The organism is Streptomyces rimosus subsp. rimosus, assembly GCF_000720725.1.
In the GTDB taxonomy this organism is placed as follows: domain Bacteria; phylum Actinomycetota; class Actinomycetes; order Streptomycetales; family Streptomycetaceae; genus Streptomyces; species Streptomyces rimosus_A.
Genome location: NZ_JOCQ01000050.1, coordinates 15697 through 37045 on the forward strand (window position 1 = coordinate 15697; position 21349 = coordinate 37045).

A 21349-nucleotide genomic window follows, 5' to 3' on the forward strand; every position below is an offset into this window, starting at 1 on the left:
CCGCTGACCAGGATGTGACGCTCTTGTTATGACCGTCGATGAGCGTTTTGCGCTCATGGTCCTTACATCGCGTACGGACGCCGGGCGGAGCGTGAACTCGCACTTTGTGCAGGGTATTTGGGGTTGATCATGGCGCGGGTGTCCGCATATCGGATGTGGCGTGCGGGACGGGTGCGCGGGTGAGGGAAAAGAGGGAGCCCGGCGGCGGGCGTGCCGGCGGCGCGGACTACGGAGTGTGATGGCGGGCGACGGCGTACGGCGTGGGGCCGCGCGCCCGCGGACGTACGGCGGCCCCGCTCCCTGGTACGGGAACGGGGCCGTGTGGTGCCGGGCGCTTCGCCGGGCCGGTCTCAGTTGCGGTACGCCGACGCGTCCACCTCGCGCAGCATGCAGGTCAGCCGGGCGCTGCACACCCGCTTGCCGCTCTCGTCGGTGATGACGATCTCGTACGTGGCGGAGGAGCGGCCGCGGTGCACGGGGGTGGCGACGCCGGTGACCAGGCCGGAGCGGGCGCCGCGGTGGTGGGTGCAGTTCAGGTCGACGCCGACCGCCTGCTTGGCGGGGCCGCCGTGCAGCATCGCGCCGACCGAGCCGAGGGTCTCGGCGAGCACCGCAGAGGCGCCGCCGTGCAGGAGGCCGTACGGCTGGGTGTTGCCCTCGACGGGCATGGTGCCGACCACCCGCTCCGGCGCGGCCTCCAGGACCTGCACGCTCATGCGCGTACCGAGGTGTCCGGCGGAGAACAGTGCGGCGAGGTCCAGGCCCGGCTCGGCCCACTGGTCGATGATCTCCTGCGGAAACTTGGTCGCGCTCTGCTCGCCCATGTCCTGCGGCTCCGTTCGTGTGCCCGTGGTGTCGGTGCGGCGTACCGGTACGGCCGGACCGATGCCGGTCGTTGAGTCGTGCATGTTCTTATCAGGCCACGGGACGGCGGAACGGGCCGGGGCCGTACCGCCGTGCGTACTGCCTGGTCACGTCTGTGGCGCGGCCGGTTCCAGGCGGACCACCAGCGACTTGGAGGCGGGGGTGTTGCTGGTGTCGGCGGTATGGTCGAGCGGTACCAGGACGTTGGTCTCCGGGTAGTACGCCGCCGCGCAGCCGCGCGCGGTCGGGTAGTGGACGACGCGGAAGCCGGGCGCGCGCCGCTCCGTGCCGTCCGTCCACTCGCTGACCAGGTCGGTGTACGAGCCGTCGGCGACGCCCAGCGCGCGGGCGTCCTCGGGGTTGACCAGGACGACGCGGCGGCCGTTCTTGATGCCGCGGTAGCGGTCGTCGAGGCCGTAGATCGTGGTGTTGTACTGGTCGTGCGAGCGCAGCGTCTGCAGGAGCAGCCGGCCCTCGGGCAGGTGCGGGTACTCGACGGGCGCGGCCGTGAAGTTGGCCTTGCCGGTGGCGGTGGGGAACTTGCGCTGGTCGCGCGGGGCGTGCGGGAGGGCGAAGCCGCCGGGCCGGGCGACCTTGGCGTTGAAGTCCTCGAAGCCGGGGACGACGCGGGCGATCCGGTCGCGGATCGTGGCGTAGTCCTTCTCGAACTCCTCCCAGGGCGTGGGGCTGGCCTGGCCGAGGACGCGGCGGGCGAGGCGGGCGACGATGGCGGGCTCGGAGAGCAGGTGCCCGCTCGCGGGCGCGAGGCGGCCGCGGGAGGCGTGCACCATGCCCATGGAGTCCTCGACTGTCACGAACTGCTCGCCGCCCGCCTGTACGTCGCGCTCCGTACGGCCCAGGGTGGGCAGGATCAGGGCGCGGGCGCCGGTGACCACGTGGGAGCGGTTGAGCTTGGTGGAGACGTGCACGGTCAGCCGGGCGCGGCGCACGGCGGCCTCGGTGACCTCAGTGTCCGGGGTGGCGGAGACGAAATTGCCGCCCATCGCGAAGAAGACCTTGGCGTCGCCGTCGCGCAGGGCGCGGATGGCCCGTACGACGTCGAAGCCGTGCTCGCGGGGCGGCGCGAAGCCGAACTCCTTCTCCAGGGCGTCCAGGAAGGCGGGGGCCGGGCGCTCGAAGATGCCCATCGTGCGGTCGCCCTGGACGTTGCTGTGGCCGCGCACGGGGCACACGCCGGCGCCGGGGCGGCCGATGTTGCCGCGCAGCAGCAGGAAGTTGACGACTTCCTGGATGGTGGGGACGGAGTGCTTGTGCTGGGTCAGGCCCATGGCCCAGCACACGATCGTGCGCCGCGACTTCAGGACCATCTCCAGGGCGCGCTCTATCTCCGCGCGGGTCAGGCCGGTGGCGGCGAGCGTCTGCTCCCAGTCGGTGTCCGCGCGGGCCGCCGCCGCGAACTCCTCGAAGCCGTGGGTGTGCTCCTCGATGAACCCGGTGTCGACGGCGCCCTCGGTCTCCAGGATGAGCCGGTTCAGCGTACGGAAGAGGGCCTGGTCGCCGCCGATGCGCACCTGGAGGAAGAGGTCGGTCAGGGCGGTGCCGCGGCCGGCGAGGCCGCGCGGGGTCTGCGGGTTCTTGAAGCGTTCCAGGCCCGCCTCGGGCAGCGGGTTGATCGAGATGATCTTCGCGCCGCCGTTCTTGGCCTGCTCCAGCGCGGAGAGCATACGGGGGTGGTTGGTGCCCGGGTTCTGCCCGGCGACGATGATCAGATCGGCCTTGTACAGGTCCTCCAGCAGGACGCTGCCCTTGCCGATGCCGATGGTCTCCGTGAGCGCGGAGCCGGAGGACTCGTGGCACATGTTGGAGCAGTCGGGCAGGTTGTTCGTGCCGAATTCGCGGGCGAAGAGCTGGTAGAGGAAGGCGGCCTCGTTGCTCGTCCGGCCGGAGGTGTAGAAGACGGCCTCGTCGGGGGAGTCGAGGGCGGTCAGCTCCTCGGCGATGATGTCGAAGGCCCGCTCCCAGGACACCGGCTCGTACCGGTCGGCGCCCTCGGGCAGATATACGGGATGGGTCAGCCGGCCCTGCTGGCCGAGCCAGTAGCCGCTGCGGTCCGCGAGGTCGGAGACGGGGTGGGCGGCGAAGAACTCCGGGGTGACGCGGCGCAGCGTGGCCTCCTCGGCCACCGCCTTGGCGCCGTTCTCGCAGAACTCGGCGGCGTGCCGGTGCTCGGGCTCGGGCCAGGCGCAGCCGGGGCAGTCGAAGCCGTCCTTCTGGTTGACCCGGAGCAGCGTCAGGGCCGTGCGGCGCACGCCCATCTGCTGCTGGGACACGCGCAGCGCGTGTTTGATGGCCGGCAGGCCGACGGCGGAGTGCTCCGGTGCCGTGACCTCGGGCGCGTCCTGGATGGGGTCCGACGCGGGCGGCTTGCCTGCCATGGCCTCTCCCTTGAGCCGGGCCCGGCCGCCGGTCCGGGAGGTGTGTCCGGGCGGCTGCCGAGCGTGGTCGATGCGGTGGGGGTGCGTGCGGCGCGGTCCCCGCGGGCGGCGGCGGCCGGGTGCCCGTACGCCTTCAGATCCTGTCACGGACGGCTGACAGCGGCGCCGCCGCGGTCGTCGCGGCGGGGATTGTCAGTGGGGCGTGGCAGGATCGGGGTGTGGCAGCAAAGGCAGCGAAGAAGAGCGAAGCGACCGGCACCGAAGCGGTGGAGGGCGGCCGTCCCCGGCTGCTCCTGATGGACGGGCATTCCATGGCGTACCGGGCGTTCTTCGCCCTGCCCGTGGAGAATTTCACCACCGCCACCGGGCAACCGACCAACGCGATCTACGGCTTCGCGTCGATGCTCGCGAACACCCTGCGTGACGAGGCTCCCACCCACTTCGCGGTGGCCTTCGACGTCTCGCGCAAGACCTGGCGCTCGGAGGAGTTCCCCGACTACAAGGCGAACCGCTCCAAGACCCCCGACGAGTTCAAGGGCCAGGTCGAGCTGATCGGCGAGATGCTGGACGCGATGCACGTCAAGCGCTTCGCCGTGGAGGGCTTCGAGGCCGACGACGTCATCGCCACGCTCGCCACCCAGGCCACCGCCCAGGGCTTCGAGGTCTCCATCGTCACCGGCGACCGCGACTCCTTCCAGCTGGTCACCGACGACGTCACGGTGCTCTACCCCACCAAGGGCGTCTCCGAGCTGACCCGCTACACCCCGGAGAAGGTCCAGGAGAAGTACGGCCTGAGCCCGGCCCAGTACCCGGACTTCGCGGCGCTGCGCGGCGACCCGTCCGACAACCTGCCCGGCATCCCCGGTGTCGGCGAGAAGACCGCCGCGAAGTGGATCAACCAGTTCGGTTCGTTCGCGGAGCTGGTGGAGCGCGCCGAGGAGGTCAAGGGCAAGGCCGGGCAGAATTTCCGCGACCACCTGGAGGCGGTCAAGCTCAACCGCGTCCTGACCGAGATGGTGCGCGACGTGGAGCTGCCCTGCGGCCCCGCCGAGCTGGTGCGCGCGGCCTACGACCGCAAGGCGCTGACCGTCTTCCTGGAGGCGCTGGAGATCCGCAACCAGGGCCTGCGGGACCGGCTGCTGGCCGCCGACCCGGGCGCGGCGGAGGCCGAGGACGCCGGCCCCGCGCCCGCCGAGGTCGAGATCGACGGCACGGTCGCCGGCGCCGGCGAGCTGGCCCCGTGGCTGGCCGAGCACGGCGAGAAGCTGCTCGGCGTCTCCACGGTCGACACCTGGACGGTGGGCAGCGGCAGCGTCGCCGAGGTCGCCCTCGCCACCGCCGAGGGCCCGGCCGTCTGGTTCGACCCCACCGAGCTGGACGAGGCCGACGAGCGCGCCTTCGCCGCCTGGAGCGCCGACCCCGCCAGCCACAAGGTCATGCACAACGTCAAGGGCCTCATGCGGGTCTTCGGCGAGCACGGCTGGAGCATCGACGGCGTCACGATGGACACCGCCCTCGCCGCCTACCTCGTCAAGCCCGGCCGCCGCTCCTTCGCCCTGGACGCCCTGTCCGTCGAGTACCTGGGCCGCGACCTGGCCCCGGCCGCCGAGGGCGACGGGCAGCTGGCCTTCGGCGCCGACGACCGCGCCCAGGCCGACGCCCTGATGAACCAGGCCCGTACGGTCCTCGACCTCGGCGCCGCCATGACCACCAAGCTCGACGAGGTCGGCGCGGCCGGGCTGCTGCGCGACCTGGAGCTGCCCACGAGTGTGCTGCTGGCCCGGATGGAGCGGGCCGGCATCGCGGCCGACCGGGGCTGGCTGGAGCGCATCGAGCAGCAGTTCGCCGCCGCCGTCCAGCAGGCCGTCCAGGAGGCGCACGCCGCGGCGGGCCATGAGTTCAACCTCGGCTCGCCCAAGCAGCTCCAGGAGGTCCTCTTCGGCGAGCTGGGCCTGCCCAAGACCAAGAAGACCAAGACCGGTTACACCACCGACGCCGACGCCCTGGCCTGGCTCGCCGCGCAGACCGAGAACGAACTCCCGGTGATCATGCTGCGCCACCGTGAGCAGTCCAAGCTGCGCACCACGGTCGAGGGCCTGATCAAGACCATCGCGGCGGACGGCCGTATCCACACCACCTTCAACCAGACGGTGGCCGCCACCGGCCGCCTCTCCTCCACCGAGCCCAACCTGCAGAACATCCCGGTCCGCACGGACGAGGGCCGCGCGATCCGCCGCGGCTTCGTGGTCGGCGAGGGCTACGAATCCCTACTGACGGCCGACTACAGCCAGATCGAGCTGCGCGTGATGGCCCACCTCTCCGAGGACGCGGGCCTGATCGAGGCGTTCACCTCCGGCGAGGACCTGCACACCACCGTCGCCTCCCAGGTCTTCTCGGTCGCCAAGTCCGAGGTCGACCCGGAGATGCGCCGCAAGATCAAGGCGATGTCCTACGGCCTGGCCTACGGCCTGTCCGCGTTCGGCCTCTCCCAGCAGCTCGGCATCCAGCCCGACGAGGCCCGCCGCCTGATGGACAACTTCTTCGAGCGGTTCGGCGGGGTGCGCGACTACCTCCAGGACGTCGTCGACAAGGCCCGCGCCACCGGCTACACCGAGACGATCATGGGCCGCCGCCGCTACCTCCCGGATCTGAACAGCGACAACCGCCAGCGCCGCGAGATGGCCGAGCGGATGGCGCTGAACGCGCCGATCCAGGGCACCGCCGCCGACATCGTCAAGGTGGCCATGCTGCGGGTGGACGAGGCCATGCGGGCAGCCGGCCTCACCTCCCGGATGCTGCTCCAGGTGCACGACGAAATCGTGGTGGAGGTCGCGCCCGGCGAGCGCAAGCAGGTCGAGGAGCTGGTGCGGCGCGAGATGGCGGGCGCCGTGGAGCTGCGCGCCCCGCTGGACGTATCGGTCGGCTACGGCGGCGACTGGGAGTCGGCGGCGCACTGACCGGGGCGTACGGGGGCGCACTGATCCGGGCGGTACGGCGTCCGCGGACGGGTGCGCCCGCAGACGCCGCTCACCGCCGGGAGCCGGAGCGGTCGTACGCGGCGCTGCCGTCGGCCAGGGGCGCGCGGTCGCGGCGGTGCAGCAGCCGCGCCGCCAGCGCGTACAGCGGCAGCCCGAGGGCGAGGCCCGCGCCCGCGCCGAAGAGCACGGTCGGTACGTAGTCGAACCACGTCACCGCCCGGTCCCCGAATTCGGCGCGGGCCCGCAACGTCCGGTGCACGGCCCCGGCCAGCAGGCACACCGTGAGCAGCGCCACGGCCGGGAGCCGCCCGCCGGCGGGCACCGGCAGCCCGGCCGGCACCGCCGGATCCGGCACCCGCCGCAGCGCCGTCCACAGGAACCAGCCGATCACGCCCAGGGCCAGCGCCGACGTGCCGTACTGGATGTACATGCACAGCGGGAAGCCCCCGACGACCTCGTTCAGCACGGGGATCAGCCGGGTGCCCCAGCGACCCGGGTGCGTGAACGCGTCCCAGACGATGTGGGTCAGCGCTCCCAGCACCGCCGAGGCGTAGAACCGGGCGAGGTACGCCGCGACCGGCAGGCCGCCGGTGCGCGGCCGTCCGCGTACCACCGCGTACACCCTGCCGCGCCAGGCCGCCGGCAGCAGCGCCACCAGCGGCTCGCGCAGCAGCAGCCAGCCGCCCACGAGGACGGCGGTGATCAGCACGTCCACGGTCAGCACGCCCGGTATCCCGTGCGTGAAGTCGCCGAAGAGCATGGCGCCGGGCAGCACGCTGTCCGCGAAGTACGTGATGTCCGGCGCGAACGACCCGGCGACGAGAGCCGAGGCGACCAGCGGCCCGCGCGCCTCCCCGGTGCGGCGCAGCACCGGCAGCACGGCGGCAGCGTGGCTGAGTGTGAACGGCATGGCTCTCTCCCTGATCGTTTAGGATCAGTATGTCTGGCGTTGCGAGCAGTAGAAGACCGCCGGAAGTTGTCGTAGTGTCACGTGAGTTGGGAGCGCCGGGGAGCGCGCCACGGCGCCGTGCGTGCGGTGGATCAACGCTGAGGGGACGGGCACAGATGGCAGCCACATTCGGGCGGCGGCTCCGCAAGGGAGCGGCCTCGACGGCGGTGGCGGCGCTCGCGCTGGCCGCCCTGACCGCTTCCCAGGCCCCGGGAGCGGCCGAGAGCAGGACCGGCAACGGCGCCAAGGACCCCGCGCCCGCCGGTGACGCCCCCATCGACGGCGGCTCGCCCTACTACACCGACCTGCCGCCCCTCAACAGCCCGGTCAAGCCCGGCGGTTCGCCCGGCACCGGCGGCCCGGTCGGCACCGGCCCGGCCGAGGCGGGCATACCCGCCACCGTCCTGGACGCCTACAAGAAGGCCGAGGCCCGGGTCGCCCAGTCGCAGCCCGGCTGCCGGCTGCCCTGGCAGCTGCTCGCCGCCATCGGCAAGGTCGAATCCGGCCACGCCCGCGGCGGCGCCGTGGACGCCGAGGGCACCACCCTCCAGCGGATCACCGGCCCCCAGCTCAACGGCAAGGGCTTCGCGATGATCGCCGACACCGACGGCGGCACCTTCGACGGCGACACCACGCACGACCGCGCGGTCGGCCCGATGCAGTTCATCCCCTCGACCTGGTCCAAGGGCGGCCCCGACGGCAAGGGCTGGGGCGCCGACGGCAACGGCGACGGCCTCGCGGACCCCAACAACATCTACGACGCGGCCCTGGGCGCCGGCCGCTACCTGTGCGCCAACGGGCGCGACCTGGGGACGCAGGCCGATCTGGACAAGGCCGTCCTCGGCTACAACCCGTCGCAGAAGTACCTGAACACGGTGCTGTCCTGGCTCGCCTTCTACCGCAAGGGCACCCACGAGGTCCCCGACGGCAAGGGCCTGCTGCCGGTCCACCGCGGTGGCGTGAGCAACGGACAGGGCACCAAGCCCACCCCGGGCGCCGGGCTCACTCCGGGGCGTACGACCGGACCGGGCGCGGGCCACAGCGGCGGCACGACCACCAAGCCGGGCAGCAACGGCAGCGGAAAGCCGGGCGGCAGCAAGCCGACGACCCCGCCCACCGGCCCGGGCACCCCCAAGCCCACCGAGCCGACCAAGCCGCCCACCACGCCTCCCACCAAGCCGCCGACGAAGCCCACCCCCGCGCCCGTCGCCGAGCTGGAGCAGGCCGGCGCCAAGGACCTCACGGCCACCGTGGGCGAGGACTTCGGGCAGATCGTGCGCGTGCGGGCGAAGGACACCGCGGGCAAGCCGGTCGCGGGCGTGCCCGTCGAGTTCCGTATCGTCGGCGAGACCGGTGCCCGCTTCCCGGGCAAGGCCGACCACGTCGCGGTGCGGACCGGTGCCGACGGCATCGCCACCGCGCCCCGCATCAACGCGGGCGACAAGGCGGGCGGCTTCACCGTCCGCGCGACCGCCGTGGGCCGCAAGGTGCCCGCGTCCGAGGTCGGCGCCACCGTCAAGGCCAAGCCGGCGCCCGCCCCCAAGGCCGACGCGCTGGCCCGTACGTCCGACGCCAAGCTGACGGCGAAGGCCGGCACCGCGTTCGCCGAGGGCGCCGTCGAGATCAAGGCCACATACAAGGGCAAGGTCGCGGCGGGTGCCGAGGTGACCGCGACGATGGTCACCGACGACCCGAAGCAGCCCGCCGAGAACGACAAGGGCCCCTACTTCGCGGGGACCGAGGACAAGGGCAAGGACGAGAACAAGGGCAAGGACGAGGGCAAGGGTGCGGACAAGGGGAAGCAGGTCCGCAGCCTGACGCTCAAGACGGGCGCCGACGGCCTGCTCAAGCTGCCGGAGATCCGCACCGACCGGCACGCGGGCACGTTCCTGCTGCGCCTGACCACCGCCGACGGCGCGGTCCTGACCGTCGAGCTGACCGTCACGCCGTAACCGCCGCGCGCAGCGCGCCACCCCACCGGCGCCGTCGCACCACACCGCCACCGCCGTCCCGCTCCCGCCCGAGCCGGACGGCGGTGGCGGTTCCGCCGCCGGACGGTGGCGCGCTGTCGCGTCGCCGACGCCGTCGCTGTCGGTGCAACGTGTTCTCATCTGCGCCGCCCGTTGCTACGGTGCCCCCGCCCCTGACGCCCTATCAGCTCACCGGAGCCCGCGACACGGCACGCGCCCGGCCCCGGGCGCACGGCACGCCGGCCCCGCACCGCGGCTCCCCGGGAGGCCGAGCATGCGCGCACTGACAGCCGCCGCGATCGGACTGGCCGCGGCCTTCGCCCTCATCCTCGCCGTCACCGCGGCCGGCGCGCCCGGCGGCGGGACCTCCCCCGAACCGCTGCGCACCACCGTCCCCGCACACCCCTGAGGGAGGGACGCCGCCGCCATGCGACGCAAAGCCAGCCTGGTCCTGCTCGCGTTCGCCGTCTTCTTCGCCGCACTGTCGCCGCTGCTGCGCTGGTACGCCTTCCCGCGCCTCGCCAAGATCCCGCCGAACCAGTACCAGGACACGGTGCTGGAGGCGAAGCCCGCCACCCTCCTCGACTACGGCACGATGCGGGCCCGGCAGGTCCCGAAGGTCTCCATCGTCCAGACGCTCAAGGGCAACGTCGAGGAGTCCGAACGCATCGAGAAGACCGCCGGCCGGGACGTGGTGGTCTGGGACGCGCTCTCCTACGTCGCCGGGCCCGACGGCAAGATGGTCTCCCGGATCCCCGAGCGCTACATCTTCGACGCCCACACCCAGGAGCCCGTGCACGCCACCGGCGAGATGGTCGACGGCGATCCCGTACGGCGTACCGGCATCGAGTACAAGTGGCCGTTCCTCACCGAACAGCGGGACTACGACTACTTCGACGCGCAGACCCGCACCAGCGCCCCCATCCACTACAAGGGCGTGCGCACCTTCCGCGGCCTGGACGTCTACTACTTCGAGCAGACCATCCCCTGGACCAAGGTGCCCTTCCCGAAGAAGCTGCCGGTCCAGGGCATCACCTCGGAGGCCGTCGCGAAATCCGGCACCACCCGGTGGTACAGCACCAAGCGGATGTTCTGGGTGGAGCCGGTCACCGGGGCGCCCGTCAACGGGGAGGAGATCCACAAGGAGGAGCTGCGCGGCGGCGGCCTCGTCCCCGGCGGCGGCAAGGTCACCGCCTTCTCCGGGCACGTGAAGATGCGGCCGGACTACGTGGACGCCACGGTCGGCCTCGTCACCTCGCAGCGCCGGCTCGTCCTGCTCCTCACCAGCTACCTTCCGTGGGGCTTCCTCGCCCTCGGCGCCGCGCTCCTCACGGTCAGCCTGATCCTGGAGGCCCGCGGACGCCGCCCGGAGCGCGACCGTCCGGAGCCGGAGCGGCCCGAGCGGGTCGGCTTGGCTTGAGGGACGGTGGGGCAGCTCCGTTTGCCGAGCGGCGGCGGGTCAGCTCGGCTTGTCGAGAGGTGGTGGGGCTCCGCTCGTTGAGACGGGCGGGGTCAGCTCCTCCTGTTCAGACGGGCCGTCGTGTACCGGGTCGGCTGCGCGCCGGACGGGTCCTCCGGCCAGGGGTGCTTCGGGTAGCGGCCGCGCAGCTCGGCCCGTACGGACCGGTAACCGTCCCGCCAGAAGGACGCCAGGTCGGCCGTGACCGCGGCCGGGCGCCCGGCGGGGGACAGCAGGTGGACGAGTACGGGCACGCGACCGTCCGCCACCCGCGGCGACTCCTGCCAGCCGAACAGCTCCTGGAGCTTGACGGCCAGCACCGGCTGCTCACCGCCGTAGTCCACGCGCACCCGCGACCCGCTCGGCACCTCGATGCGCTCCGGCGCCAGCTCGTCGAACCGGACCGCCGCCCCGCTCGCCCACGGCAGCAGCCGGGCCAGCGCCTGGCCCGCGTCGGCCCGTTCCAGGTCGGCACGCCGCCGCGCCCGGCCCAGCTCCACACCCAGCCACGTGTCCAGCTCGGCCAGCAGCGCCGCGTCCGACACGTCGGGCCACTCGCCGCCCAGCACCCGGTGCAGAAACGCCATCCGGTCCCGCAGCGACCGAGCGCCGTCGGTCCAGCGCAGCAGCCCCAGCCCTGCCCGGCGCAGCCCGTCCGCCAGCGCCTCCCGGACGAGGGCGGGGTCGGGGGAGCGCAGCGGGCGGGTGACCAGCTCGACGGCGCCGAGCCGCTCGACGGAGCGGGCCACCACGTCCCCGTCGGCCCAGCGGACCTCCTCGCCCGCCGCGTACAGCGCCCCGGCCGCCGTACGCGCGGTGTCCTCGTCGATCTCCGCCGCCAGCCGCACCCGCGCGGACGCCGCCGCCACCGGCCGGTCGGCCACCGCCACCGCCAGCCACGGCGCGCTGCGCAGCCGCGACCCGTCCCCCAGCTCGGCGCCGGTCCCGGACGCCATCAGGAACGCGCCCGCGCCCCGGGCCCGCGCCACCCGCTCGGGGAACGCCAGGGCGGCCACCAGGCCGGCGGCCGCGTCGTCGGAGCCGTGCGCCGCTTCGGAGGCGGGCTCCGTATGCGTATCGCCCGCCCCCGCCCCCGCCACCGCCGAGGCGAGCCGACGGGCCTCCTGGCGCCAGCGGGTGCCATACGCGTCCTGCCCGCGCCGGGCCGCACGCCACGCGGCGGCCAGATCGTCCCCGTACTCCCGCGGCGGCTCCTCGCTCAGCAGCGCGACCACCTCGGCGGCACGGCGGCCGCCGACCTGCCGCGCGCCGTCCAGCAGGGCGCGCGCGAGGCGCGGGTGCACGCCCAGCCGGGACATCCGTACGCCCCGGTCCGTGACCCGGCCGTCCGCGTCCACCGCGCCGATGGCGGTCAGTACCTCGCGCGCGGCGGCCAGCGCGCCCGCGGGCGGCGCGTCGAGCAGGGCCAGACCGGCTGCGTCCGGATCGCCCCAGCAAGCGGCCTGCAACGCGAACGCGGTGAGGTCCGCGACCTTGATCTCCGGCGCCGGGAAACGCGGCAGCCGCGCGTCCTCGCCCTCGGACCAGCAGCGGTAGACCGTCCCCGGCGCCTCACGCCCGGCCCGTCCCGCGCGCTGCCGGGCCGACGCCTGGGAGGCCCGTACGGTTGTGAGCGCGCTCAGCCCGCGCGCATGATCGGTACGGGGCTCCCGCGCCAGCCCGCAGTCCACGACCACCCGTACGCCCGGAACCGTCAGGCTCGACTCGGCCACCGAGGTCGCCAGCACCACCCGCCGCCCGGAGCCGCCGGACAGCACCGCGTCCTGTACGGCGGCCGGCGCCCGCCCGTGCACCTGCAAAACCTCGGTACCGTCGGCCGCGACATCGCCCAGCTGCCCCGCCACCCGCGCGATCTCCCCCACGCCGGGCAGGAAACAGAGCACGTCGCCCGGGCGCTCGCGCAGCGCCCGCCGCACCGTCGCCGCGACGTGTCCGAGCAGCGCCGGATCGACCCGCATGCCGTGGGCGGGCCGCACCGGGCGTTCCGGCGGTGCCCAGACGACCTCCACCGGGTGGGAGACCCCGGCGGCCTCCACGACCGGCGCCGGGCCGCCGTCCGCGCCGTTCGCGCCGTCCCCGCCCAGCAGCCCGGCCCAGCCCTCGGCGTCCGTCGTCGCCGAGGCCGCGAGCAGCCGCAGCTCCGGGCGCAGCGTCGCCCGTACGTCGAGGAGGAAGGCGGCGGCGGTGTCGGCGTCCAGATGCCGTTCGTGGCACTCGTCCAGCACGACCGCGTCGACACCCGAAAGTTCGGGGTCACGCTGCAACCGTTGCAGCAGCACACCGGTGGTCACGACCTCGACGACCGTACGGGGGCCCGCCCGGCGTTCGCCGCGCACGGTGAAGCCGACCCGTTCACCCACCTGCTCACCCAGCAGCCAGGCCATCCGCCGCGCGGCGGCCCGGGCCGCGATACGGCGCGGCTCGGCGACGATCACCCGGCAGGGGTCGGCGGGAGCCTCCGGCCCGGTCAGCCCGGCCAGGGCCAGCGGCACCAGGGTCGTCTTGCCGGTGCCCGGCGGCGCACACAGCACCGCCGCGCCGTGCCCGTCCAGCGCTTGGCGGAGCGCGGGCAGGGCGGTGCGTACGGGCAACTGGGCGAGGGCGTCGTGGCGGATCACGTCACCAGTCTCCCGGACCGTGCCGTAGCGGCCGGTGCCGGACCGTTCCGTACCGGCTGGTGCCGAACCGTTCCTTCGACTCTCCCCGGCCGGTGCCGGACCGTTCCTTCGATCAGTCCGCGACGCAGACGAAGATCGCCGTACCGGGGATGAGGTTCCCGCGCAGCGGCGACCAGCCACCCCACTCCTGGTTGTTCCACTCCGGCCACTCCGGCTCGACCAGGTCCACCAGCCGGAAGTCCGCCGCGGCCACGTCCCGCACCCGGTCGCCCAGCGTCCGGTGGTGCTCCACGTACACCGCGCGGCCCGCCTCGTCCTGCTCGACGTAGGGCGTGCGGTCGAAGTACGACGCGCCCACGCTCAGCCCCTCCGGGCCCGGCTCGTCGGGGAAGGCCCAGCGGATGGGGTGGGTCACCGAGAACACCCAGCGCCCGCCCGGCCGCAGCACCCGCCGCACCTCGCGCATCACCCGCACCGGATCGGCGACGAACGGGATCGCCCCGTACGCGGAACAGGCCAGGTCGAAGGAGGCATCGCGGAAGGGCAGCGCGCCGGCGTCCGCCTCGACCAGCGCGACCGCCTGCGACACGCCGGGTTCCGGGCCGTCGCCGTCGGGCCGCGCGTCCGTACCGATGCGCAGCGCGTGCTGGAGTTGGCGGTGCGAGAGGTCGAGCGCCACCGGACGGGCGCCCTGCGCCGCCAGCCAGCGCGAGCACTGGGCCGCGCCCGCCCCGATCTCCAGGACGCGCCGCCCCTTCAGCTCCGCCGCGGGCCCCAGCAGCCCGGCCTCCGCCTCGTCCAGCCCCTCGGGACCCCACACGAAACGGTCGTCCCCCAGGAACGCTCCGTGCTCGTTCTGGTACTCGTCCGCGTTGCGGTCCCACCAGCCGCGGCTGGCCCGGCTGCTCTCCGTGTCCGAGGCGGCACGTCGTGTCGCCTCCGGCTCGTACTCTTGGATCATCGCGCCCGTCGTCGTACTCTTCGCTGAGCTTGTGGCTGCCGGTCTCGGCGAGGCCGTGTTGGCCTCGCGGAACATGGCGTGTGCCGGTTATGGGGCGTTCCGCCCCGGGTGTGCGCCTTCGCGCATTGACCGTGTCCGGCTGCCCCCGTATGCTACAAGTTGCGCTGCGGGCCTGCGCACCTCAGACGGAGCAGGTCGCGCTCGCATCTGTATGTATGTCCCCTCGGTTTTCGGGACGCCGCCGGTGCTTCGGTTCATTCGGAGTGCCGTCACAGGTGTCTTTGACGCTGTCCGGTCTTATGCAGAAGCGATACAGGCTCCCGGCGTAGCAGTACCTACGACTTCAATGTCCGTACCGGAGCCCTTTCCCACATGACGAGCAGCACCGAGACCACCGCCACCACCCCGCAGGTTGCGGTCAACGACATCGGTAACGAGGAAGCCTTCCTCGCCGCGATCGACGAGACGATCAAGTACTTCAACGACGGCGACATCGTCGACGGCGTCATCGTGAAGGTCGACCGGGACGAGGTCCTGCTCGACATCGGTTACAAGACCGAAGGCGTTATCCCGAGCCGCGAGCTCTCGATCAAGCACGACGTCGACCCCAACGAGGTCGTCGCCGTCGGTGACGAGATCGAGGCCCTGGTCCTCCAGAAGGAGGACAAGGAAGGCCGCCTGATCCTCTCGAAGAAGCGCGCCCAGTACGAGCGTGCCTGGGGCACCATCGAGAAGATCAAGGAAGAGGACGGGATCGTCACCGGTACCGTCATCGAGGTCGTCAAGGGTGGTCTCATCCTCGACATCGGCCTCCGCGGCTTCCTGCCGGCCTCCCTGGTCGAGATGCGCCGCGTGCGCGACCTGCAGCCCTACGTGGGCAAGGAGCTCGAGGCCAAGATCATCGAGCTGGACAAGAACCGCAACAACGTGGTCCTGTCCCGCCGTGCCTGGCTGGAGCAGACCCAGAGCGAGGTCCGCCAGACCTTCCTCACCACCCTCCAGAAGGGTCAGGTGCGCTCCGGCGTCGTCTCCTCGATCGTCAACTTCGGTGCCTTCGTGGACCTGGGTGGCGTCGACGGTCTGGTCCACGTCTCCGAGCTGTCCTGGAAGCACATCGACCACCCGTCCGAGGTCGTCGAGGTCGGCCAGGAGGTCACGGTCGAGGTCCTGGACGTCGACATGGACCGCGAGCGCGTGTCCCTGTCGCTCAAGGCGACCCAGGAAGACCCGTGGCAGCAGTTCGCCCGGACCCACCAGATCGGTCAGGTCGTCCCGGGTAAGGTCACCAAGCTCGTGCCGTTCGGTGCGTTCGTCCGCGTCGACGAGGGCATCGAGGGCCTGGTCCACATCTCCGAGCTGGCCGAGCGCCACGTGGAGATCCCGGAGCAGGTCGTCCAGGTCAACGACGAGATCTTCGTCAAGGTCATCGACATCGACCTGGAGCGTCGCCGGATCTCGCTGTCGCTGAAGCAGGCCAACGAGTCCTTCGGCGCCGACCCGACGGCGGTCGAGTTCGACCCGACCCTGTACGGCATGGCCGCGTCCTACGACGACCAGGGCAACTACATCTACCCCGAGGGCTTCGACCCCGAGACCAACGACTGGCTCGAGGGCTACGAGACCCAGCGCGAGGCGTGGGAGACCCAGTACGCCGAGGCGCAGCAGCGCTTCGAGCAGCACCAGGCCCAGGTCATCAAGTCCCGCGAGGCCGACGAGCAGGCTGCGGCCGAGGGCGCTGCGGCTCCGGCCGCGGGCGGCTCGGGCAACGCCGGCGGCGGCAACGTCTCCGGTGGCTCGTACTCCTCCGAGTCGAGCGACAACTCCGGCGCCCTGGCGTCGGACGAGGCCCTGGCCGCGCTGCGCGAGAAGCTGGCCGGCGGCCAGAGCTGAACGCGTCGGCCGGTAGGCGCTGACCGGGCTTCCCGGTAGCGACCGGCAGGACATGGAAGGCCCGCTCCCCTTGGGGGCGGGCCTTCGTCGTGTTCGGGTGTTGTTTGGGTGTTGTGTTTTTGCGTTGTGTTCGGGCTGCGGGAGTGGAGTGGGGGGCTTCCGGCTAGTGCCTGTTTAGGAGTTGCTGGTGTGCTGGGTTGGCCGTGCCGGAAAGTGGCGGGCGGCCATCCAGATGGTGAGGTCGTGGGCGATCCGGTCGATGCTGGTTTCGGTGCTGACGTCGTGCTCGCGTCGGGTGGCGTCGCGGCGGACAATCTCATAGCCGCCCTCATCCAGGACGGCGACCGAGGTGAACCAGGCAGGGGCGTCTTCGTCGGGCTGGATGACGACAAAGGTGTTGTCCGAGTCGTTGAGATCGTCGATCAGCATGAACAACGCGTCCTCGGACGGATCATCGACGTGGTCACCGTTCTCGCTGTCGGCGCGATAGTACGCAGCGCCCATGAAACTGCCGTCCCTTCACTCACCGGCCTGGCCGAGGCCAGGATGGCATGCGGGACTGACACCTCCGGCAGGTCACAGCCATTCGTTCGCGTGCGTGACCTTGTACTCCTGCCGGTCGACAGCCGGCGGGCGGCCACCGGCGCGGCCGCGTCGGTTACGGACCTGATCGGTCGGCTCCGGGATCGTGCGTGCGGTACCGCGTCTGCACAGGTAGGCGCGGTTCTCGCGGGACCGGGCCCACGCTCCCTGCCGCTGCCATCGCCGGAACAGCCCGTACGCGGGCTGCCAGGGTCCGTACACGGTCTGCCAGTGCCCGTACTCGGGCGGCGGCAGATCATGCCACGGAACCCCGGTCCGCACCCTCCACCGCGCACCGTCCACCCACCGCCGCCGACCCGGCGACCTGCGATTCACACCGGCCGCAGGAACAACGACTCCAACGCTGACCGCTGCTCATCCGGGATCTCCACGCCCCACACCATGATCATCACGGGGCAGCACGTCGAGCTGAACACCGACCTAAGACACGCTTTAGCCGACCGGCACGCCCGGAGTGGCGATTCCGCGTCCGCCGGTGACCTTGTTGTCGCCGGTGATCGTCACCGGACAGCTGCCCGCCTGGTAGTTGGTGATGTGGAAGCCGTAGCGGTTCGGGCCGGTCGCGCCGCTGAGGTCGGACCGGTTGCCGCGGAAGACCGTGCCGCAGCCCCAGCCCGGCTGCTGGCTGTGCGTCTCGTATCCGTTGTTCCGCGTGTGCTTGCCGGTGTTGTCCTCCACCAGGACCTTGTTGCCCTTGATGTCGGCCCACGAGTCGTCGTAGTGCGCCCCGGTCAGCCCGCTGCCGTCGAAGGTGTTGCCGATGATCTTCGCGCCGGTCGTGCCCTCCTTGATGTCGATGTTCTCGCCACCGACGCCCGGCCCGATCGTGTTGTGCAGGATCTGCACGTTGTCGCTCTTGTCCCCGGTGCCACCCGCACTGCCCACGTACACCCCCTCGCCCATGCCCCGGCCGTCCCGCCCGGTGTCGTAGATCTTCGAGTCCTTGATGACACCGTCTCTGCTGGACTTGCGGAAGTGCACGCCCTCCATGTCCAGGCCGTGCACCGTGACGGAGTCGAGGACGACGCCCCGCGCCGCGTCCGCCACGATGCCCTTCTGGCCGCCGGTGACGGTCAGGCCGCGGACCGTCCAGTACGAGGCGCCGTCCAGGTGCAGCCCGTAGCCACCGCCCGCGCTCAGAACGGCCTTGGCCGAGCCGGTGAGGACGATCCGCGAGGAGGCTCCGGCTGCCGTGCTGGCCCGGAAGTTCCCCTTGTACGTACCGTCCGCGAGCCGGATGGTGTCGCCCGGCTTGGCGGCCGACAGTGCGCTCTTCAGCTCTGGGGCGGTGGAGACGTCGATGGTGCGGGTGGGGGCGGGGGTGCTTGCGTGGGCCGGGGTGGAGGTGATCGTGATCAGCAGGGCTCCGGCGCTCAGCAGGGCGGCGGGTGTCGATCGGGCGGTCCTTGGCAGGACGGTCGTGGACAGGGCAGTCATGGGCAGGGCGGTCATGGACAGAAGGGGGCGCGGGTGCATTCGTATGCCTTTCTGTACGTGAACGATGGTCTTCGACATGAACGGGGAACGGGGGTGAAGGTAGCACCTATCGATGCCCGGTCAACCTGCTGGGCGTGGTGGGGCGTTGGGGCTTCGCGGGGCCTCGCGGGGTCGGAGTGAGGTGCCGCTGCGGGTATCTTGCGGGTGCGGATTCGTGTCTTGCCGGACGACACGGGCCGTGGGTATGAGGACGGGTGAGCGAACTGGGCAAGGCCGGACGTGACTGCGCCCCGCGGTGGGGGATCACGCTCGAATCTTGCCGCGAACTCGGCATGCTGCTCGGAGTGTTCACCAATGTGAACGCGAGTGCGTACATCCACACCTCGCGCACGGTTGCCGACGGCGCCGCCTCGGTCTGCTTCCGTACCGTCAAGATCGACGTGTGCGGCTACCCGGCCGGTGTACGGGGACGGGATGCCGGCGCGTACGGATGCCGATGCGTACGGATGCCGATGCGTACGGGAAGCTGTCGCCGAAGGCGCGTGAGCGGCACACCGTCGCCCAAGGCGCCAAGATCCACGAGCCTAAGTCCCGCACCGCAGTCCCGCACCGAACTCCTCGCATCCCTCTGCCGGCGCTGGCGCCTGATGCCGCACGTCGAAGCCGCCTGGCAGCACGGAACGTCGAGGGGCGTCGAGGGGGGCGCGGGGCGTCGAGGGGAGGCTGTGGTGGGAGTTGTGGGGACATGATCGGCGGTGGGAATGCCGACGGCACGTAGGACGTTCTGGGGGACGGACATCGAGGAGGAGCGGACACTGTGTTGGATCCCCAGGGTTTGTACGAATGGGAGCCGAGCGGGCTCGCGGCAGTAGAGGCGATCACTGCGCGGGACTCCGCGGGGCTGGTGCTGCTGTACCACTTCGACGGCTACATCGATGCAGGTGAGACCGGCGACCAGATCGTGGACCGGCTGCTGGGCGGCCTCTCCCACCGGGTCGTCGCCCGCTTCGACCACGATCGGCTCGTCGACTACCGCGCCCGCAGGCCGCTGCTCACCTTCCAGCGCCACCGCTGGACCGCGTTCGAGACCCCGAGCATCGAGCTGCGGCTCGTCGAGGACGCCACCGGCGCGCCGTTCCTGCTGCTGTCCGGTCCGGAGCCGGACGTGGAGTGGGAGCGCTTCGCGGCCGCGGTACGGCAGATGGTGGAGCGGCTCGGCGTACGGCTCGCGGTGAACTTCCACGGCATCCCGATGGGCGTCCCCCACACCCGCCCCGTGGGCATCACGCCGCACGGCAACCGCACCGACCTCATGCCCGGCCACGCCAGCGTCTTCGACGAGGCCCAGGTGCCCGGCAGCGCCGAGTCGCTGATCGAGTTCCGGCTCGCGGAGGCCGGACACGACGTGCTGGGCGTGGCCGCGCACGTACCGCATTACGTGGCCCGGTCCCCGTATCCGGACGCGGCGCTGACGGCCCTGGAGGCGGTCACGGCTGCCACCGGTCTGGTGCTGCCGACCGCGGCGCACGCGCTGCGCACGGAGGCGCTGCGCACCCAGGAGGAGATCGAACGGCAGATCTCCGAGGGTGACGAGGAACTGGTCGCGCTGGTCAGCGGCCTTGAGCACCAGTACGACGCCGTGGCGGGCGCGGAGAGCCGCGGGAACCTGGTGGCCGAGCCGATGGAACTGCCCTCGGCCGAGGAGATCGGGCGGGAACTGGAGCGCTTTCTGGCGGAGAGGGAGGGAGAAGGGGGAGGGATCTGAAAGGCTCGGCCGAAAAGGGGCTGAAGGGGATGCACCCGAGGGGTCGGGCCTGGGATAGGTGGTGTGGGGCTGCGCCGGGGAACGGACTGCCCGTCTTCCCTCTTGCCTCCTCCTGCGATGTAGCGTGGGCCGCATGGTGAAGGTGGGGCTTACGGGTGGTATCGGCGCGGGCAAGAGCGAGGTTTCGCGGCTGCTCGCCTCGTACGGAGCGGTGATTGTGGACGCCGACAAGATCGCACGCGAGGTGGTCGAGCCGGGTACGTCCGGACTCGCCGCTGTGATCGATGAGTTCGGCCCGGATGTGCTGTCCGCGGATGGCACCCTCGACCGGCCCAAGCTGGGCGCGATCGTGTTCGCCGACCCCGAGAGGCTGCGGGCGCTGAACGCGATCGTGCATCCGCTGGTGGGTGCGCGGTCGGCCGAACTGGAAGCCGCGGCGAGGCCGGACGCGGTGGTCGTCCACGACGTACCCCTGCTTACGGAGAACGGCCTCGCGCCCCTGTATGACCTGGTCATCGTCGTCGACGCCCAGCCCCGCACCCAGCTCGACCGGCTGGTACGCCTGCGCGGCATGACCGAGCACGAGGCGAAGGCCCGCATGGAAGCACAGGCGACCCGCGAGCAGCGCCTGGCGATCGCGGACCTGATCATCGACAACGACGGTCCGCTGGAGGCTTTGGAGCCCCGGGTGCGTGAGGTGTGGGAGCGGGTGCGGGAGCACTGACCTGCTGCACTGACCAGTTGCAGTGACCTGCTGCACTGATTCGCTGCACTTATTCGCTGCATAGATTTGCTCTCGGGAGTGGGGCGCGGTGCTGGGCGGATGTCGCCCCGCTGCGGCTGAAGGCGGAGCAACGCACATTGACAGCGCGGCTATCCTCGCCGCCATGAACCGGCCTGATCTTGCCTCCACCTCGCCCTCGCCCTCCGGAACCCCCTCAGCCTCTACTGCCTCTCCGCCTCCTCCGGCCCTTTCGTCGCCCGTCGGCTCCTTCGCCATCCACATCCCCGGCGTACCCGACGCGGAACTGGAGCCTGAACCGTTGGATCCCGCCCAGATCGTCTCCGGCGACCCGGTGGTGACCGGCAAAGTCCTGTGGGAGTCCCCGGACGGCAAGCAGATACGGGGAATCTGGCAGATCACCCCGGGTGTCGTCACGGACACCGAGGTGAACGAACTTTTCGTGGTCGTCAGCGGCCGGGCAACGATCGAGGTCGAGGACGGTCCGGCCCTGGAAGTGGGCCCGGGCGATGCCTGCGTACTGCGTGAAGGCGACCGTACGCGCTGGACTGTGCACGAAACGTTGCGAAAGGCTTACCACATCAGCTTGTGAGCGCGCTCGGCGGCGCAGAGCAGACCCAGCTGTGCCCCACCACCTGTCTGGCGCACCCTCATTCTCGGCGTCGTTGATACATGATTGCGGGCCGGCCCGAGTGG

16 protein-coding genes are annotated in these 21349 nt (G+C 71.8%); 8 read left to right on the forward strand and 8 right to left on the reverse strand.

Annotation, left to right across the window (positions count from 1 at the left end; translation table 11 throughout):
* Window positions 1-350: 350 nt before the first annotated feature.
* Both IH45_RS0124655 and IH45_RS0124660 read right to left on the reverse strand, forming a co-directional pair.
* Window positions 351-824, reverse strand: a complete 474-nt coding sequence (locus IH45_RS0124655) for a PaaI family thioesterase (RefSeq protein ID WP_030672427.1) — start codon at window positions 822-824, stop codon at window positions 351-353.
* 147 nt (window positions 825-971) lie between these two features.
* On the reverse strand, window positions 972-3260 hold the full coding sequence (locus tag IH45_RS0124660) for an FdhF/YdeP family oxidoreductase (protein ID WP_030672444.1): 2289 nt from the start codon (window positions 3258-3260) through the stop codon (window positions 972-974).
* 296 nt (window positions 3261-3556) lie between these two features.
* Here IH45_RS0124660 and polA point away from each other — a divergent pair, with 296 nt between their 5' ends.
* On the forward strand, window positions 3557-6217 hold the full coding sequence (polA, locus tag IH45_RS0124665) for a DNA polymerase I (RefSeq protein ID WP_394298708.1): 2661 nt from the start codon (window positions 3557-3559) through the stop codon (window positions 6215-6217).
* 70 nt (window positions 6218-6287) lie between these two features.
* Here the strand turns inward: polA and IH45_RS0124670 are convergent, their stop codons facing one another.
* Entirely contained in the window at window positions 6288-7148 is an 861-nt protein-coding gene (locus IH45_RS0124670; RefSeq protein ID WP_030672450.1) for a DUF4184 family protein, read from the reverse strand.
* A gap of 155 nt (window positions 7149-7303) precedes the next feature.
* Between IH45_RS0124670 and IH45_RS0124675 the strand changes: the two genes are divergently transcribed.
* The 3 genes from IH45_RS0124675 to pgfA all read left to right on the forward strand — a co-directional run bounded on the left by IH45_RS0124675 (window position 7304) and on the right by pgfA (window position 10577).
* Window positions 7304-9139 carry a lytic transglycosylase domain-containing protein gene (locus IH45_RS0124675; RefSeq protein WP_030672453.1) on the forward strand — a complete coding sequence of 612 codons (1836 nt, stop codon included), beginning with the start codon at window positions 7304-7306 and terminating at the stop codon, window positions 9137-9139.
* A gap of 292 nt (window positions 9140-9431) precedes the next feature.
* The gene (locus IH45_RS1000000148060) at window positions 9432-9566 is read left to right on the forward strand and encodes an SPW_0924 family protein (RefSeq protein ID WP_107058711.1); all 135 of its coding nucleotides are present in this window, start codon (window positions 9432-9434) and stop codon (window positions 9564-9566) included.
* An 18-nt stretch (window positions 9567-9584) separates the two neighbouring features.
* Window positions 9585-10577, forward strand: a complete 993-nt coding sequence (gene pgfA, locus IH45_RS0124685) for a cell envelope lipid trafficking protein PgfA (RefSeq protein ID WP_032918256.1) — start codon at window positions 9585-9587, stop codon at window positions 10575-10577.
* A 92-nt stretch (window positions 10578-10669) separates the two neighbouring features.
* Here pgfA and hrpB read toward each other — a convergent pair whose 3' ends face one another.
* On the reverse strand, window positions 10670-13255 hold the full coding sequence (gene hrpB / locus IH45_RS0124690) for an ATP-dependent helicase HrpB (protein WP_030672458.1): 2586 nt from the start codon (window positions 13253-13255) through the stop codon (window positions 10670-10672).
* 112 nt (window positions 13256-13367) lie between these two features.
* Window positions 13368-14216 (reverse strand): class I SAM-dependent methyltransferase, encoded by an 849-nt coding sequence (locus IH45_RS0124695; RefSeq protein ID WP_030672461.1) that lies wholly within the window; start codon window positions 14214-14216, stop codon window positions 13368-13370.
* Window positions 14217-14588: 372 nt separating this feature from the next.
* Between IH45_RS0124695 and rpsA the strand changes: the two genes are divergently transcribed.
* Window positions 14589-16106 (forward strand): 30S ribosomal protein S1, encoded by a 1518-nt coding sequence (gene rpsA / locus IH45_RS0124700; protein ID WP_030672464.1) that lies wholly within the window; start codon window positions 14589-14591, stop codon window positions 16104-16106.
* Window positions 16107-16280: 174 nt separating this feature from the next.
* Here rpsA and IH45_RS0124705 read toward each other — a convergent pair whose 3' ends face one another.
* From IH45_RS0124705 to IH45_RS0124720, 3 genes are all read right to left on the reverse strand, one after another.
* A complete protein-coding gene (locus tag IH45_RS0124705; protein WP_030672467.1) occupies window positions 16281-16610 on the reverse strand; it encodes a hypothetical protein in 330 nt (109 codons plus the stop codon).
* Window positions 16611-16682: 72 nt separating this feature from the next.
* The gene (locus IH45_RS1000000151080; protein WP_394298704.1) at window positions 16683-17024 is read right to left on the reverse strand and encodes a transposase; all 342 of its coding nucleotides are present in this window, start codon (window positions 17022-17024) and stop codon (window positions 16683-16685) included.
* Window positions 17025-17141: 117 nt separating this feature from the next.
* On the reverse strand, window positions 17142-18146 hold the full coding sequence (locus tag IH45_RS0124720; RefSeq protein WP_050515152.1) for a right-handed parallel beta-helix repeat-containing protein: 1005 nt from the start codon (window positions 18144-18146) through the stop codon (window positions 17142-17144).
* Window positions 18147-18963: 817 nt separating this feature from the next.
* Here IH45_RS0124720 and IH45_RS0124725 point away from each other — a divergent pair.
* From IH45_RS0124725 to IH45_RS0124735, 3 genes are all read left to right on the forward strand, one after another.
* Window positions 18964-19911 carry a proteasome assembly chaperone family protein gene (locus IH45_RS0124725; RefSeq protein ID WP_030672476.1) on the forward strand — a complete coding sequence of 316 codons (948 nt, stop codon included), beginning with the start codon at window positions 18964-18966 and terminating at the stop codon, window positions 19909-19911.
* A 133-nt stretch (window positions 19912-20044) separates the two neighbouring features.
* Window positions 20045-20635: a dephospho-CoA kinase gene (coaE, locus tag IH45_RS0124730; protein WP_030672480.1), complete on the forward strand. Its 591-nt coding sequence runs from the start codon at window positions 20045-20047 to the stop codon at window positions 20633-20635.
* Window positions 20636-20798: 163 nt separating this feature from the next.
* Window positions 20799-21245 carry a cupin domain-containing protein gene (locus IH45_RS0124735; RefSeq protein WP_394298705.1) on the forward strand — a complete coding sequence of 149 codons (447 nt, stop codon included), beginning with the start codon at window positions 20799-20801 and terminating at the stop codon, window positions 21243-21245.
* The last annotated feature ends 104 nt before the right edge of the window (window positions 21246-21349 follow it).